This window comes from Kribbella endophytica (assembly GCF_054781295.1).
Window position 1 is genome coordinate 275960 of the sequence record NZ_BAAGUR010000003.1, and the last position, 13824, is coordinate 289783.

12 protein-coding genes are annotated in these 13824 nt (G+C 69.8%); 7 read left to right on the plus strand and 5 right to left on the minus strand.

Annotation, left to right across the window (positions count from 1 at the left end; genetic code table 11):
* Positions 1–12 precede the first annotated feature (12 nt).
* Genes ACYVIO_RS27590 through ACYVIO_RS27600 form a run of 3 tightly spaced genes read left to right on the plus strand, consistent with a single transcriptional unit; the run spans position 13 to position 2423 of the window.
* Entirely contained in the window at positions 13–948 is a 936-nt protein-coding gene (locus tag ACYVIO_RS27590; protein WP_460653817.1) for a GNAT family N-acetyltransferase, read from the plus strand.
* A gap of 31 nt (positions 949–979) precedes the next feature.
* A complete protein-coding gene (locus ACYVIO_RS27595; RefSeq protein ID WP_460653818.1) occupies positions 980–1618 on the plus strand; it encodes a TetR/AcrR family transcriptional regulator in 639 nt (212 codons plus the stop codon).
* A gap of 4 nt (positions 1619–1622) precedes the next feature.
* Positions 1623–2423 (plus strand): maleylpyruvate isomerase family mycothiol-dependent enzyme, encoded by an 801-nt coding sequence (locus tag ACYVIO_RS27600; protein ID WP_460653819.1) that lies wholly within the window; start codon positions 1623–1625, stop codon positions 2421–2423.
* A gap of 51 nt (positions 2424–2474) precedes the next feature.
* On the opposite strand, the gene moeZ is transcribed toward ACYVIO_RS27600, so the two are convergent.
* The 4 genes from moeZ to ACYVIO_RS27620 form a co-directional block, all read right to left on the minus strand.
* Entirely contained in the window at positions 2475–3665 is a 1191-nt protein-coding gene (gene moeZ, locus ACYVIO_RS27605) for an adenylyltransferase/sulfurtransferase MoeZ (RefSeq protein WP_460653820.1), read from the minus strand.
* A 161-nt stretch (positions 3666–3826) separates the two neighbouring features.
* Entirely contained in the window at positions 3827–6499 is a 2673-nt protein-coding gene (locus ACYVIO_RS27610; protein ID WP_460653821.1) for a Calx-beta domain-containing protein, read from the minus strand.
* Positions 6500–6682: 183 nt separating this feature from the next.
* Positions 6683–9400, minus strand: a complete 2718-nt coding sequence (locus ACYVIO_RS27615) for an alpha/beta hydrolase (RefSeq protein ID WP_460653822.1) — start codon at positions 9398–9400, stop codon at positions 6683–6685.
* Between the two features lie 115 nt (positions 9401–9515).
* A complete protein-coding gene (locus ACYVIO_RS27620; RefSeq protein ID WP_460653823.1) occupies positions 9516–10445 on the minus strand; it encodes an alpha/beta fold hydrolase in 930 nt (309 codons plus the stop codon).
* A gap of 42 nt (positions 10446–10487) precedes the next feature.
* On the opposite strand from ACYVIO_RS27620, the gene ligD reads away from it, so the two are divergent.
* The 4 genes from ligD (at position 10488) to ACYVIO_RS27640 (ending at position 13023) form a co-directional block, all read left to right on the plus strand.
* Positions 10488–11414, plus strand: coding sequence for a non-homologous end-joining DNA ligase (gene ligD / locus ACYVIO_RS27625; RefSeq protein ID WP_460653824.1), 927 nt, complete (start codon positions 10488–10490; stop codon positions 11412–11414).
* A gap of 133 nt (positions 11415–11547) precedes the next feature.
* Positions 11548–12177 (plus strand): TetR/AcrR family transcriptional regulator, encoded by a 630-nt coding sequence (locus ACYVIO_RS27630; RefSeq protein WP_460653825.1) that lies wholly within the window; start codon positions 11548–11550, stop codon positions 12175–12177.
* A gap of 165 nt (positions 12178–12342) precedes the next feature.
* The gene (locus ACYVIO_RS27635) at positions 12343–12570 is read left to right on the plus strand and encodes a DUF3107 domain-containing protein (protein WP_460653826.1); all 228 of its coding nucleotides are present in this window, start codon (positions 12343–12345) and stop codon (positions 12568–12570) included.
* Positions 12571–12744: 174 nt separating this feature from the next.
* Positions 12745–13023: a GlsB/YeaQ/YmgE family stress response membrane protein gene (locus ACYVIO_RS27640; protein ID WP_425831367.1), complete on the plus strand. Its 279-nt coding sequence runs from the start codon at positions 12745–12747 to the stop codon at positions 13021–13023.
* An 89-nt stretch (positions 13024–13112) separates the two neighbouring features.
* Here ACYVIO_RS27640 and ACYVIO_RS27645 read toward each other — a convergent pair whose 3' ends face one another.
* Entirely contained in the window at positions 13113–13796 is a 684-nt protein-coding gene (locus tag ACYVIO_RS27645) for a ferritin-like fold-containing protein (RefSeq protein ID WP_460653827.1), read from the minus strand.
* Between the last annotated feature and the right edge of the window lie 28 nt (positions 13797–13824).

The following is a 13824-nucleotide window of genomic DNA, read 5'->3' on the forward strand; positions in this document are numbered from 1 at the left end:
GAAGATGACGTGGTGAACCTGCCCGCCGGATACACCGTTCGCCCGCCCACCGTCGCCGATGCGCCGACCATCTACGGCCTGATCGCGGCGCACAACACCACGGTCGTCGGCTCGCCGAACACCACGGTCGACAACGTCACCCAGGGCCTCACGGATCCGGCGTTCCATCCGGAGACCGACGGCTGGCTGGTCCTCGACGCCGACGGCCAGGCGATCACCTACGGTCGCGTGCTGCACAGGACCGGTAGCGGGGTCGTCGGGCTCAGCGTCTACGTGCCGGACAGCCCGGTGTCCGACTGGCTGTTCCGGACCGCGCTGGAGCGGGCGCGGCAGATCGGAGCCGAGCAGGGCCTGGCGGAGGTGAAGCTGGAGAGCATCGCGAACCGCGACGACCAGGCGGCGCGCTCGCTCCTGCAGGGCAACGGGTACGGGCTCTACACGACGTACTACCGGATGCGCGTCGACCACACCGGCCCACTCGAGCCCGCGCCGGCCCTGAGGCGCGGACCGGTCGACGAGGCCGACCGCAAAGCGGCGTACGAGGTGATGGTGCGGGCGTTCGCGGAGCAGGAAGGCAGCGCGATGCGCCCGTACGACGAGTGGGTGGACTCCCACGAGCGGTCCACGCTGTTCGACTGGTCCCACCTGCTGATCGTCGAGCTGGACGACCAGGTGGTCGCGGCCTGCGACACCGACAACAGGTTCGTGGAGACCGACGGCTGCGGGTTCATCGCGCGCCTCGCCGTCCTGCCCGAGTACCGCGGGCGGGGCCTGGCCAAGCGGCTGCTGCGCTCCAGCTTCGCCATCGATGTGGAGGCGGGGCGCACCGGGACGATCCTGTTCGTCGACACGAACAACCCGACGCCGGCGCTCGGTCTCTACGAGTCGGTCGGGATGCGTCCGGTCGAGGTCGTCGACGTCCTGCACCGGAGTCTGCCGATCTCTTGACAACCTAATACCGTTAGGTTTTCCTCAAGGCATGAGTACCGCAGCTTCCTTCGACCGTCGGGCTCGTCGGCGGGAGCAGACGATCGACGAGCTCCTGGCCGCGGCCCTGCGGCTGATGGAGGCCGAGGGTGTCGCCGGGCTGAGCCTGTCGGCGGTGGCTCGTGAGGTCGGGATGCGGCCGCCGTCGGTGTACCAGTACTTCCCGTCGAAGATGGCGATCTACGACGCGCTCTTCCGGCGCGGCGCCGAGGCCTTCCGCGACGTCCGCGGGGACGCGATCCGGACCGCGACGACCACGAATCCGCTGGAGCTCGAACGGGTCTGCACGATCGCGTTCGGCCGCTGGTGCATGGCGAACCCGATCTACTCGCAGCTGCTGTTCTGGCGGACGGTGCCCGGCTTCGTACCGAGTCCGGAGGCCTACGCACCGGCGCAGGAAACGCTCGAAGAGGTTCGCGGTGGTCTCCAGGCCGCCGTTGCCGCGGGGCTGCTGCATCCCGACGCCGCTTCGGACGACGGCATCGCGCTCTACACGTCCGTCACCTCGGGCGTCCTGTCCCAGCAGCTGGCCAACGAACCGGACGCGTCGTTCGACGACGGCCGCTTCACCCGGTTGCTTCCCGCCGTACTGGACATGTTCCAGCAGCGGTACGCACCACCCAGGGGGTAACACGATGATCGCAGTACAGGCTGAGGGGATCACGCGGTCGGACCGGCAACACTGCCGGCTGCACCGCGACAGCGAGCTCGAGATCTGGCGGGAGTTCCTGGCCACGCTCGACGGCGACGACTGGCACCGGCCGACCGTCTGCGACGCGTGGGACGTCGCCGATGTCGTCGGGCACCTGTGCGGCCAGGCGGAAGACGTGATCCGACCGTGGTCGTTCCCGGTCCGCTACCGCAAGGCCAAGCGGGCCTACCCCGGCGTCGTCCGGCTCGACGCCCACATGATGGTCCAGGCCGACGCCCACCGCGATACGCCGCCCGACGTTCTGCGCGAACGCTTCGACCGGCTGTGGGCCAAAGCGACTCGGATGATCAGCCGCAGCCCGGCCCTCATCCGCCGGATCTCGATCCCGGTCGAGGGCATGCCGGGCTTCGAGTCGATCCGCCTCGGCTATGTCTGGGACACCCTGCTCGCGCGGGACCTGTGGATGCACCGCGACGACGTCTGCCAGGCCCTCGGCCGGCCGTTCGACGCAGGCCCGTACGGCGGGGAGCTGATCGCCCAGGTCGTGCTCGACCTGGTCCAGAACCCGTTCTGGCGCGACCGGCCGACGGTCGTCCTGGAGCTCACCGGGCCGGGTGGTGGCGTCTACCAGCTGGGCGCCGGAGAGCCGGTGGCCACGGTACGCACCGATGCGGTCGGCTACATGCGCACGGTGTCCGGCCGGGACGACCACCCGGTGGTCGAGCTGGTCGACGGCGACCCGGCCGGCGCGGAGGCCGTGGCGACCTGCCGGATGCCGTTCTAGTCAGCGAAGCCCCCGCCGTACCGGAGTACGACGGGGGCTAGCTGGATCAGCTCAGTACGACGGCTGCGACGGGTCGATCTGGTCGACCCACGCGACCACACCGCCGCCGACGTGCACGGCGTCGGAGAAGCCGGCGCCCTTGGCGATCGCCAGGACCTCGGCCGAGCGCACGCCGGACTTGCAGTGGAAGACCAGCTGCTTGTCCTGCGGGAGCTTCTCCAGCGCGACACCGGTCAGGAACTGGTCCTTCGGGATCAGCACCGAGCCGGGGATCTTATTGATCTCGTACTCGTTCGGCTCCCGGACGTCGACCAGGACGAAGTCCTTCTCGCCGTTCTCCTTGAGCTTGATCCACTCGCTCAGCTGCTTGACCGAGATGGTCGCGCCGGCGGCGGCGTCGGCCGCCTCCTCGGTGATCGCTCCGCAGAAGTTCTCGTAGTCGATCAGCCCGGTGACGGTCGGGTTCTCGCCGCAGATCGCGCAGTTCGGGTCCTTGCGGACCTTCAGGGCGCGCCAGTTCAGGTCGAGCGCCTCGTAGATGTTCAGCCGGCCCAGCGACGGGTCGCCGATGCCGGTGAGCAGCTTGATCGCCTCGGTCACCTGGGCGGCACCGACCGACGCGCAGAGCACGCCGAGCACGCCACCCTCGGCGCAGGACGGGACCATGCCCGGCGGCGGCGGCTCGGGGTAGAGGCAGCGGTAGCAGGGACCGTTCTCGGCCCAGAACACGCTGACCTGACCGTCGAAGCGGTAGATCGAGCCCCACACGTACGGCTTGCCGAGCAGGACCGCGGCGTCGTTGACCAGGTACCGGGTGGCGAAGTTGTCGGTACCGTCGACGATCAGGTCGTACTGCTCGAAGATCTCGAACACGTTGTCGTTGTCCAGCCGGGTCTCGTGCAGGACGACGTTCGTGTACGGGTTGGCCTCGAGGATCGAGTCCTTGGCCGACTGGGCCTTGGACCTGCCGACGTCGGACTGGCCGTGGATGATCTGGCGCTGCAGGTTGGACTCGTCGACGGTGTCGAACTCGACGATGCCGAGCGTGCCGACCCCGGCCGCGGCCAGGTACAGCAGCGCGGGGCTGCCGAGCCCGCCGGCGCCGATGACGAGCACCTTGGAGTTCTTCAGCCGCTTCTGACCGGCCATCCCGACCTCGGGGATGATCAGGTGCCGCGAGTACCGGCGGACCTCGTCGATGGTCAGCTCGTCGGCCGGTTCGACCAGCGGTGGCAGTGACACGGGCGCTCCTCGTCAGCGGGAATATCGGGGGGATTCCGGGTTCAACCGTCCTTCCCTCCCCCATGTTCCCGCACCGGCCCAAGCCACCGGTCAGGAGTCCGCATTCCGGTACGTCCGTCTCACCGTGGGCGGCGCCGCGGTCAGCAGCGCCGCCCCGGGGATCAGTCGTTGTCGGTGATCGTCCCGGTCACGCTGACCGGCACCTTCAGGTCCGCACCCATCACCTCGGTGACGGACGCGCTGAACGTCTCAGCCGGCTCCTTCACCTTGTCGTCGACCAGCCGGACCTGGATCACGCCCTTGGTCTGGCCGGGCTCGACGTACCCGTAGAACGAGCGCGACGGCGGCTCCTCGTCGAGGGTCTTGAAGTCCTTGCCGAGGACGGCGGTGCCGTCCTTCAGCTCGCCCTCGACCGACACGTACTGGTCGCTCGCCGCCGACAGCGTGATCGGGAACTCCAGCACCTTGGCGTTCTCCTTCGCCGTCGCCGTACCGACCTTCAGCGTCGGCGTCGGGTCGTCGTCGATCACCAGACCGTGCCCGAACGGCTCGTCCAGCAGCCCGTCGTGCGGGGCCGACAGGACCAGGCTGAAGACCAGGTCGGCGCTGTCGCGGGTGTTCCCCGTGATCGGGACGGTGATCTTCTGCCGGGTCTGACCGGGCTTGAACACCAGTTTGCGGTTCACCTGGCCGACCGAGCTGCCGAGGTCGCCGTTCGTCTCGGCGTACACGCTGACCGGGCGGATGCTCGGCCGCGAGAGCGACACGAAGAAGTCGACGTTCTTGGTCCCGGTGTTGCCCTCCTGCACCTTGACGCTCGACGCGGACAGCTTCGGCAGCAGCACCGCCGGAGCCGACGTCCCGACACCGGGCCGCGAGAACGACAGGTCGCTCAGGAACACCGAGCCGCTCGCCACCCGGTCGGTCCGCAGCTCGACCGCCCGTACGTCGCTCAGGTCGATCCCCTTCAGCGAAGCGATCGGCACTCGCACGGTCCGGAGCAGGTTCTTCGGCAGCACCTCACCCGGGCCCGGCAGCCGCACCAGCGCGTCGCCGAGAGTGGAAGCCGGCACCGACGCCGCCCGACCGTGCCCGTCGACCACCCGGACGCTCAGGTCGGTCCGCGGCGCTCCGGCCGCGTCAGGTGCCGCCCGGAACGTCAGAGCGGCGTACTGACGGACGTCACGCTGCCCAGCTGCCACCGGGACTCGCAGTACGCCGTCCTTGCCGGTCCAGCTCAGCTTGGTGACGCTCAGCGTCGGGGTCTGCGCCGCGAACCACGCTGAGACCCAGTGCGGCGTCTGGCTCGGGTCCTCGGTCTGCACGCAGTCCGACGAGCAGACCGTCGCCTTGGCCTTCCCGGAGACCGCTCCGGCCGGCAGCGGCTGGTCCAGCTTGGACAGGTCGCGCCGGTCAGCCGCAGGAGCCTGGGCAACCACCCGTACGACGGCCTTGCCGGTCGAAGCGGCCTTGCCGTTGGAGCCGTCGAGCAGCGGCAGCAGCTGCTTCTCGTGGCCGAGCTGCAGCCGGAAGAAGCCCGCGACGTACGCCGTACCGACGGCCTGCTGCTGCTTGGCGGTCAGCCGGCCCGCGTACTTGGGCCCGCAGGGCGACTCGGCGCCCTCCTCGTACCAGTCGTCGCTGGAGGGGGCGACCGACTGGCCAGGGGTCCACTCGGTGTTGAAGAAGTTGTGGTTGGCGCCCAGCACCGTGACGGTCGAGCGCGGCGCGTTGTCGCCGGTGACCGAGTAGCGGGTGTCGTCGTAGAACTTCTGGCCCTGCAGGTCGGAGACGTCGCCGTCGCAGTACGGCAGGACGACGCTCATCGCGACACCGGGCACGGTCGCCCGCGCGAAGTCGGTCGGTGCGAGCGGGAGCACCGCGCGGATCCCGTACTTGCCCCCACGATCGGCGTTGAGTACGGCGGCTCGCGCCACACCCTCACCGCCGCGCGAGTGGCCCATCAGGCCGACGTTGCGCAGATCGACCTTGCCGACGAACCTGGTCCCGAACGGACCGCCGCCGATCGTGGACCACTTCTTCCACAGGTCGAGGTGGTCGAGCACCAGCTCGGCCCGGGCCTGCGCGCCCGCGTCGTACGCGTCGCTGTCCCAGGCGTTGATCGCGTTGGCGCTGATCGAGACGACCTGGTAGCCGTGGCTGGCCAGCGCTTCGGCCGGGCCGTCGTACCCGCGGTAGCTCGGGATCGACTTCCAGACACCGGTGCACGGCCAGGGCTTGTCCGGGTACGGGCCGTTCTCGTCGCCGCCGTAGCAGACCTGGTGGCGGCCGTGCAGGAAGACGACCAGCGGACGCGGGCCGGTCGCACCGCGCGGCGAGTAGACCTTCCCGCGCAGCTCCGACTTCTGCTTGAGGCCGGGCAGGTAGATCGCCTCGTCACCGAGGTTGTACTCCGCGGTGTCGACCGCGTACTTGCCCTTGGCCCCGGGATCGTCGGCCAGGGCCGGTCCCATCTTCGCCTTCAGCCAGTCCGCGTCGGTCGGACCGGCCGCGGCCTTGGACCGCTTGCCGTCCGGATCGCCGGACCAGGTCAGCTTCACGTCCCGGGCCTTCAGCACGGCCGGGTCCTTGCTGATCAGCGAGACGCTCCGGCGATCGGCCGACTCCTTGGCCACGCCGATCGCGCGGCCGTCGACCGACAGCACCGGGAGCGCGTCGCGCAGCGGGACCTGACGGTCCAGCTCGAGCGTGACCCGGTACCCGCCGGCCACGCGCTCGATCTGCCAATCATTGCTCTTGGCAACAGTATTCGAGGTCGGGGACGGTGCCGCCGATGCCGACGGCACCAGTCCCCAGCCCAGTAGTGCGACCATCCCCAGCGACAGTGTTTTGCTGCCGATCAACCGCACGAGGTTCCCTTCGTCGACGAACAGGTCGTCCGTCAGACCCCTGCGGCGGAGGATTGGTTGTCGTGGTCAACGGATCGGGACGAAGATCATGCCACGGTCCGACCTCGGGTCATGCCACAGTCTGACGCGGCAACCAACGACCTGTGGTCACCCGTGATCGTCGTCCACGATCAGCCCTGACCTGGTCACCGGCCCGTCGAGCTCCGCGCCGTCGACCGCGTCGACCCTGATGGTGAAGGACTCGGCCTTCTCCGGCAGCTTGTCGTCGAGCAGCGAGACGTCGATCCAGCCGACCCGCTGCCCCGCTTCCACCAGGCCGTACGCCGTGTTGCCGCCAGGTGCGTAGCCCTGCAGGTCCTTGCCGAGCACCGCCGTCCCGCCGATCAGCTTCGCGTCGAAGCCGATGTCCTTGCCGCTCGCCGCGGACAGCCGGACCGGAAAGCGCATCTCGGCCGTCCCCTCGTGGCCGATGGCGTCGCCGATCGTCAGCACCGGCGCCGGGTCGTCGTCCAGCACCACGCCGTCGGCCTGCGCGTCCCCGACGATCGCCTGCGTCGGCAGCGACAACTGCAGCGTGCTCTGCAGGTCGTAGTCGTCGATGGTGTTCGCCTTCACCACCACGCTGACCTTCTGCTTGGTCTGCCCCGGCTCGAACACCAGCCGCCGGCTCACGTCTCCCGGCGCGGCCGGGTACACGTCCCCGGTGTTGGTCTCGGCCCACACAGTGACCCGTACGGCGGACGGCCGCGACAGCGAGACCCAGTAGTCCAGTGAGGTGGTCCCGGTGTTGCCCTCGGTCGCCTTGGCGTCGGCCACCGACACACTCGGCAGCTTGACCGGAGCCGACGCGCCCGGACCGGCGCCGGAGAAGGCCAGGTCGGACAGGTAGATGGAGCCGGCGGCGGTCCGGTCGGTGCGGAGCTCCACCGAGCGGATGTCCTTCCGGTCCAGCTTGCCCAGCCACCACAGCGGCAGCCGGACCGTCCGCAGCAGCGTCTTCGGCAGCACGTAGTCGTCCGCACCGGGCAGCCGGAGCAGCGCGTCGCTGATCGCCGACACCGGCACGTGGACGAACTGACCGCGGCCGTCGGTGACCCGCAGCGAGAGATCCGGCCTGGCCAGTCCGGTCGGCTCGGGTGAAGCGCGGAAGCTCAGCGCGGTGTACTTGGTGACGTCGCGCTGCCCGGCAGGCAGGTCGAACCGCACCGAGCCGGTCGGCCCTGTCCAGCGCAGTCTGGTGACAGCAGTCGTCGGAGCGGTCCTGGCGATGGCCGCCGAGTTCCAGTGCGGCATCTTCCAGCCGTCGTACGACGTCCAGCACGGCGGCAGCGCCGGGGCGGGCCCGCTGTCGTCCGGCAAGCCGGCACAGACCTCCGCCTTCGCGGCGCCACTGACAGCGCCGGCTGGTAGTGCGGTGTCCAGCCGGTTCACGTCCTTGCGCTGCGCACCCGGTGCCTGCGACACCACCCGGACGATGGCCTTGCCCACCGAGGCGGCCCGGGTGTTGGACCCGTCGAACAGCGGCAGCAGCGCCTGCTCGCGGCCGAGCTCGAGCCGGAAGAAGCCCGCGATGTACGCCCGGCCGACGGCCTGCTGCTGCACGGCGGTCAGTCGCATCCCGCCCCTGACCGAGCAGGGACTCGTCGTCGTACCGTCGTCGTAGCCGTCGTCGGAGGACGGCGCAACCGACTGACCGGGCGTCCACTCGCGGTTGAAGAAGTTGTGGTTGGTCCCGAACACCAGCAGGGTCGACCGGCGCGCCTGGTCGGGCGTCACGGCGTACCGGCTGTCGTCGTAGAACTTCTGGCCCTGCAGGTCGATGACGTCGCCGTCGCAGTACGGCAGCATCACGCTCATCGCGACACCGGGCACGGTCGGCCGGGAGAAGTCGACGGGTGCGAGCGGCAGTACGGCGCGGATGCCGTACTTGCCACCGAGCTGCGCGTTGAGCAGTGCGGCCCGGGCAACGCCCTCACCACCGCGCGAGTGGCCCATCAGGCCGACGTTGCCGAGGTCGACCTTGCCGACGTACTGGCTGCCGTACGGGCCGCCACCGGTGGTCGACCACTGCTTCCACAGATCGAGGTGGGCCAGCACCAGCTGCGCGCGGGCCATCGCACCGCCGTCGTAGGTGCCGTCGTCCCAGGCGTTGATCGCGTTCGCGCTGATCGAGACGACCTGGTAGCCGTGGCTGGCCAGTGCCCACGCGGGGCTGTCGTAGCCGCGGAAGCTCGGGATCGACTTCCACTGGCCGGTGCACGGCCAGGGCTTCTCCGGGTACGCGTCGCCGCCGTAACAGACCTGATGGCGCCCGTGCAGGAACACCACGAGCGGCCGGGGTCCGGTCGCTCCGATAGGCGTGTAGACGCGGCCCTGCAGCTCGGCCTTGTGGCCCAGGTCCGGCAGGTTGATCGCCTCGGCACCGAGGTTGTACTCCGACAGGCCCACGCCGTACTGGCCGAGCGCAGCGGGGTCCACCGCGTTCGCCGGGCCCGGTGGCAGCTGCTGCCACTCCTTGAGCAGCGTCGGGTCAGTGGTGGAGCGTCCGGCCTTCCCCCTGTTCAGCTCGGTCGACCAGACCAGGGTGACCTGCTTGCCGGTACGGACAGCCTTGTCCTGGGTGACGACGGTGAGCGTACGGCGGTCCGCCGACTCCTTCGCCGTACCGACGACCCGGCCGTCGACAGCCAGCAGCGGCAGGGCCGCACGCATCGGTACCGGAGCGGCCAGCCGCAGTGTGACCTCGTAGCCGGCGGCGACCGGCTCGATCGACCAGTCCTTGTTCTCGGTCTGTGCCGCCTGACTCTGGACTGCTGCCTGACTCTGGATCGCTGGGACCAACAGGGCCAGCGCTAAGACCGGCACCACCCCCAGCCTCGCGAACAACCGCACAACTGCCCCCTCGACGCCGTGGGCCGCGCGCATGCGGCCCCCTCCCCTTACCTAGACGCCAACGGGGGCAAAACGTTGCTTCGCGGCGTCACTTTTGCACGGAGGTGCAAAGCTGCCGAAAAGCCCGCTCGACCTCTTGCGGGTGCTCCATCTGGGCCACGTGACCGGACTGCGGCAGGTAGAGCGACCTGGCGTCGGGGAATGCGGCCTGCGCCTTGGTCCGGATCTTGGCGTCCACGAGCCGGTCGCGGCCGCCGTACACGAGCAGGACCGGGCAGGTGATCTTCGCGGCGTCCGCCCACAGGGACCGGCGCGGCGGGGCCAGCTGGGAGAACAGGATGCTGCGAGCGCCGTCCAGCGTCGCCTGGGCTCCCCACGGCTGGGTGTCGCGCCGGTGCAGCTCCTCCTCGTACGCCGCGCGCACCTCGGGCGCCAGCGAGCGCGGATCGCCGAACACCATCGAGAGCGAGGCCTGGAAGCGCTGCTCGAACGGCAGCTTGCGGGTCCGCTCCATCACCATCTGCCCGAGCCGCGGTGTGGCCAGTGCGGTGAACCAGAGCGCGCTGGCCGAGGCCCGCGGGTGCGGCAGCGCCGGAGAGATCAGCGTGAGCGAGGCGACCCGCTCGGGCCGGCGTGCTGCGAGTGCGACGGCGGCGGCGCCGCCCATGGAGTTGCCGAACAGGTGGACCGGCTGGGCACCCAACTCCTTGTCCATCAGCTCGGCCAGTACGTCGGCCTGCGCGCCGATGCCGATGCGGCCGACCGGTGGGGTCCGGCCGAAGCCCGGGAGGTCCGGAGCGATGCCGCGAACCGTGTCGCTCAGCAGGAGGCCGAGCGCCGTCCAGTTCAGCGACGAGCCGCCGAGGCCGTGCACGTAGAGCGCCGGTGGGAGGTCCTTGCTCGCGTCGGGGACCTCTCGGACCAGCAGGTCCACGCCTGCGACCGGCACCGTGCGGGCCGGCCATTCCTGTGCACCCAGCGGCGCCCCAGCGCCGGTTACTCCCGCGTAACTGTCCACAGAGCCATGTTAGAACCCCTCCGAGGCTGGACACTGGGAGCCATGGCGGCCGGACAGACCCAACTGACCACCGAGGTCGACGGGCAGACGATGAAGCTCACCAACCTCGGCAAGGTGCTGTACCCGCAGACAGGGTTCACCAAGGCGGAGGTGATCGACTACTACCACCAGATGGCCACCCTGCTGCTCCCCCACCTGTCCGACCGGCCGCTGACCCGCAAACGCTGGCCGGACGGCACGGGCGCGGCGTACTTCTTCGAGAAGAACGCACCACGCGGTACGCCGCCGTGGGTGCGCACCGAGACCCTGCCGACGCCCGGCAGCTCGACCGGCCGGGACGAGGCGTCGTTCGTCGTGGCTGACGACGTACAGACCGTCGTGTGGCTGGCCAACCTCGCCGCGCTCGAGCTGCACGTGCCGCAGTGGCGGATCGGGCTGTCCGACGGCGGCAAGGACCCGCAGGCCGACCTGGTGGTCTTCGACCTCGACCCGGGGCCTGGCGCGAGCATCGTCGAGTGCTGCGACGTGGCACTCGCCCTGCGCGAGCTGCTCGGCCACTACGGGCTGGAGGGGTGGCCGAAAACGTCCGGAAACAAGGGGATGCACCTGTACGTGCCGATCGTGCCGACGTCGTCCCGGACCGCCAGCGCGTTCGCCAAGCAGCTCGCGGAGCAGCTGGCCGAGGCGCTGCCGGAGAACGTCACCGCCACGATGACCAAGGCGCTGCGGCCCGGCAAGGTCTTCATCGACTGGAGCCAGAACGCCAGCGCCAAGACCACGCTCGCGCCGTACTCGCTGCGCGGTGCCGAGGAGCCGCGGGTCTCCACCCCGATCGACTGGGACGAGGTCGCCGCGGCCACGTCGAAGGAGGAGCTGACCTTCCTGCCGCACGAGGTCCTGGCGCGGGTCGAGGAGTACGGCGACGTGCTGGAGGGCCTGTACGACGATCCCCAGCCGCTGCCGTCCTGAGAGGGCTGATCGGCCCGCTGAACGCACCGGACAGCGCCGCAGCGCGCGGGAGACGACTACCGCTAGGTAGGATTCGGACGGTATACACCGGGGGCGGGTCGTCGCCGGTGCCGCACCACCGTAAGGAGCCGATGTGTCGACGACACCGGAGACCGCACCGAAGCGTGGCAGTCGCCTGCCCCGGCTGGCTCGCCGCGCGCAGCTGCTCGAGGCCGCCCAGGAGGTTTTCGTCGCCAACGGCTACCACGCCGCCGCGATGGACGACATCGCCGACCGGGCCGGCGTCTCGAAGCCGGTCCTGTACCAGCACTTCCCCGGCAAGCTCGAGCTCTACCTGGCGCTGCTCGACAGCTCCTGCGAGGCGATCGTCGCGTCGGTCCGGGACGCGCTGAAGTCCACCGAGGACAACAAGCAGCGCGTCGCCGCCACCATCCACGCGTTCTACGAGTACGTCGCCAACGCCCAGGGCGCGTTCCGGCTGGTCTTCGAGTCCGACCTGACCAACGAGCCGGCCGTCCGCGAACGCGTCGACCGCGTCACCCAGGCGTGCGCCGAAGCCTGCTCCGAGGTGATCAGCGCCGACGCCGGCCTGAACAAGGAACAGTCGATGGTCCTGGCCGTCAGCCTCGTCGGCATGGCCCAGGTCAGCGCCCGCTACTGGCTCGCCTCCGAAAACCCCACCCTCGCCCAGCAACAAGCCGCCGACCTGGTAGCCAGCCTCGCCTGGCGAGGCATCCGAGGCTTCCCCCGCACCGAAGGCTGACCCTTTTCCTTCCTTCGACCTCATGTCCTGACAGGACAGGTAGAGGGGTCCGAAGGCCGTCGCGTTTCTGCTCTTGGCGGACTGGTGAGAGCTGGGGGGCGGCAGCGGATAGGCTCGTGGCGTACCGGCGAGACGCGCCGGTCGGAACGTGCCCGGGAGGGTTCCGTGGAGGTCAAGATCGGCGTGCAGCACGCCAATCGTGAGTTGGTGCTGGAGAGCGAGCAGACCCCGGAGGAGGTCCAGTCGGCCGTCGCCGAGGCGCTGACCGGCAAGAGCGGGCTGTTGACGCTGGTCGACGAGAAGGGCCGCCGGCTGATCGTCCCGGCCGAGAAGCTCGCGTACGTCGAGATCGGCGAGTCCGAGATCCGCAAGGTCGGTTTCGGCGCGGTCTGAGACAACCGCGCGGCCACGGTCTGGGATCGGTCCGGACTCGATCGCGTGTCCCGGTTGCGGAGCGCCACGATCGGGGCACGATGAGGATGAGACCTGCGTTCAGGTGGTCTGACGAAGTACCCGTTTGACCTCGGGCACTGGACAGGCGCAGGTAGCCATTCTCAAGGAGGAACCGTGGGATTCTGGGTCTGGATGATCATCGTCAGTCTCATCGCCGGAGTCATCTTCGGGCCACTGGCCCGTCTGGTGCTTCCGGGCAAGCAGAACATCAGCCTCGGTTGGACCATCCTGGGCGGCGGCATCGGCGCCTTCCTCGGCGGACTGATCGCCTACTTCCTCGGTGTCAAGGACACCTCCGGCCCGGACTGGATCCAGTACCTGATCCAGATCATCTGCGCCGCGATCGTGGTCGCGTTCATCTCGTCGCGCAACAGCGGTAAGGCCAGAGTCTGACCGCAGCTTCACCGGCGGCCGCCACCCCCACCCGGGGGCAGGCGGCCGCTTTGCGTTGTGCGGTACGACGGCCGCCTGAGCCCGCCGTACTACGGCTGCAGCCCCAGCGCTGTCATCCGCGCCGTGTGCGCCTCGGTCAGCCGCGTGAACATCCGCCCGATCGCCGCCAGGTCCAACCCCGGCCGATCCACAGACCCAGCCAGCAGCGCCGCGAGCGAGTCCCGATCGGCAGCGATCCGCTGCGCCTGGCTCAGCGCCTCACCGACCAGCCGGCGCCCCCACAAAGCGAGCCGCCCGCCAAGCTTCGGGTCCTCCTCGATCGCCGCGCGCACCCGGTCCACCACGAACTCGGCCTGGCCGGAGTCCGCGAACACCTCGAGCACCAGCGCCCGCGTCTCGCCGTCCACGAACGACGCGATCTCGCGGTAGAAGTCGTTGGCCAGGCCGTCCCCGACGTACGCCTTGACCAGGCCCTCGAGCCAGTCCGACGGCGCCGTGTGGTCGTGGAACGCCTCCAGCGGCGTCACGAACGGCTGCATCGCGTCCATCGGGTCCACCCCGAGCGCGACCAGCCGGTCCCGCAACTGCGCGAAGTGTCCGAACTCGGTCGTCGCCAGCTGGGCCAGCTGGGCCTTGTCGTTCAGGGTCGGCGCCAGCTTGGCGTCCTCGGCGATCCGCTCGAACGCGGTCAGCTCGCCGTAGGCCAGCACACCCAGCAGATCCACCGCCGCGGCCCGGTAGGCGGGATCGTCGAAGGCCGTCGTCTCGGTCATGCCCCGCACCATATCGGCCCCGGCGTAC

Bases quoted from the DNA above. Each gene is read 5' to 3' on its own strand.
- ACYVIO_RS27595 (WP_460653818.1), top strand. From the start codon at position 980: ATGAGTACCGCAGCTTCCTTCGACCGTCGGGCTCGTCGGCGGGAGCAG.
- ACYVIO_RS27610 (WP_460653821.1), bottom strand. From the start codon at position 6,499: ATGGTCGCACTACTGGGCTGGGGACTGGTGCCGTCGGCATCGGCGGCA.
- ligD (WP_460653824.1), top strand. From the start codon at position 10,488: ATGGCGGCCGGACAGACCCAACTGACCACCGAGGTCGACGGGCAGACG.
- ACYVIO_RS27600 (WP_460653819.1), top strand. From the start codon at position 1,623: ATGATCGCAGTACAGGCTGAGGGGATCACGCGGTCGGACCGGCAACAC.
- ACYVIO_RS27645 (WP_460653827.1), bottom strand. From the start codon at position 13,796: ATGACCGAGACGACGGCCTTCGACGATCCCGCCTACCGGGCCGCGGCG.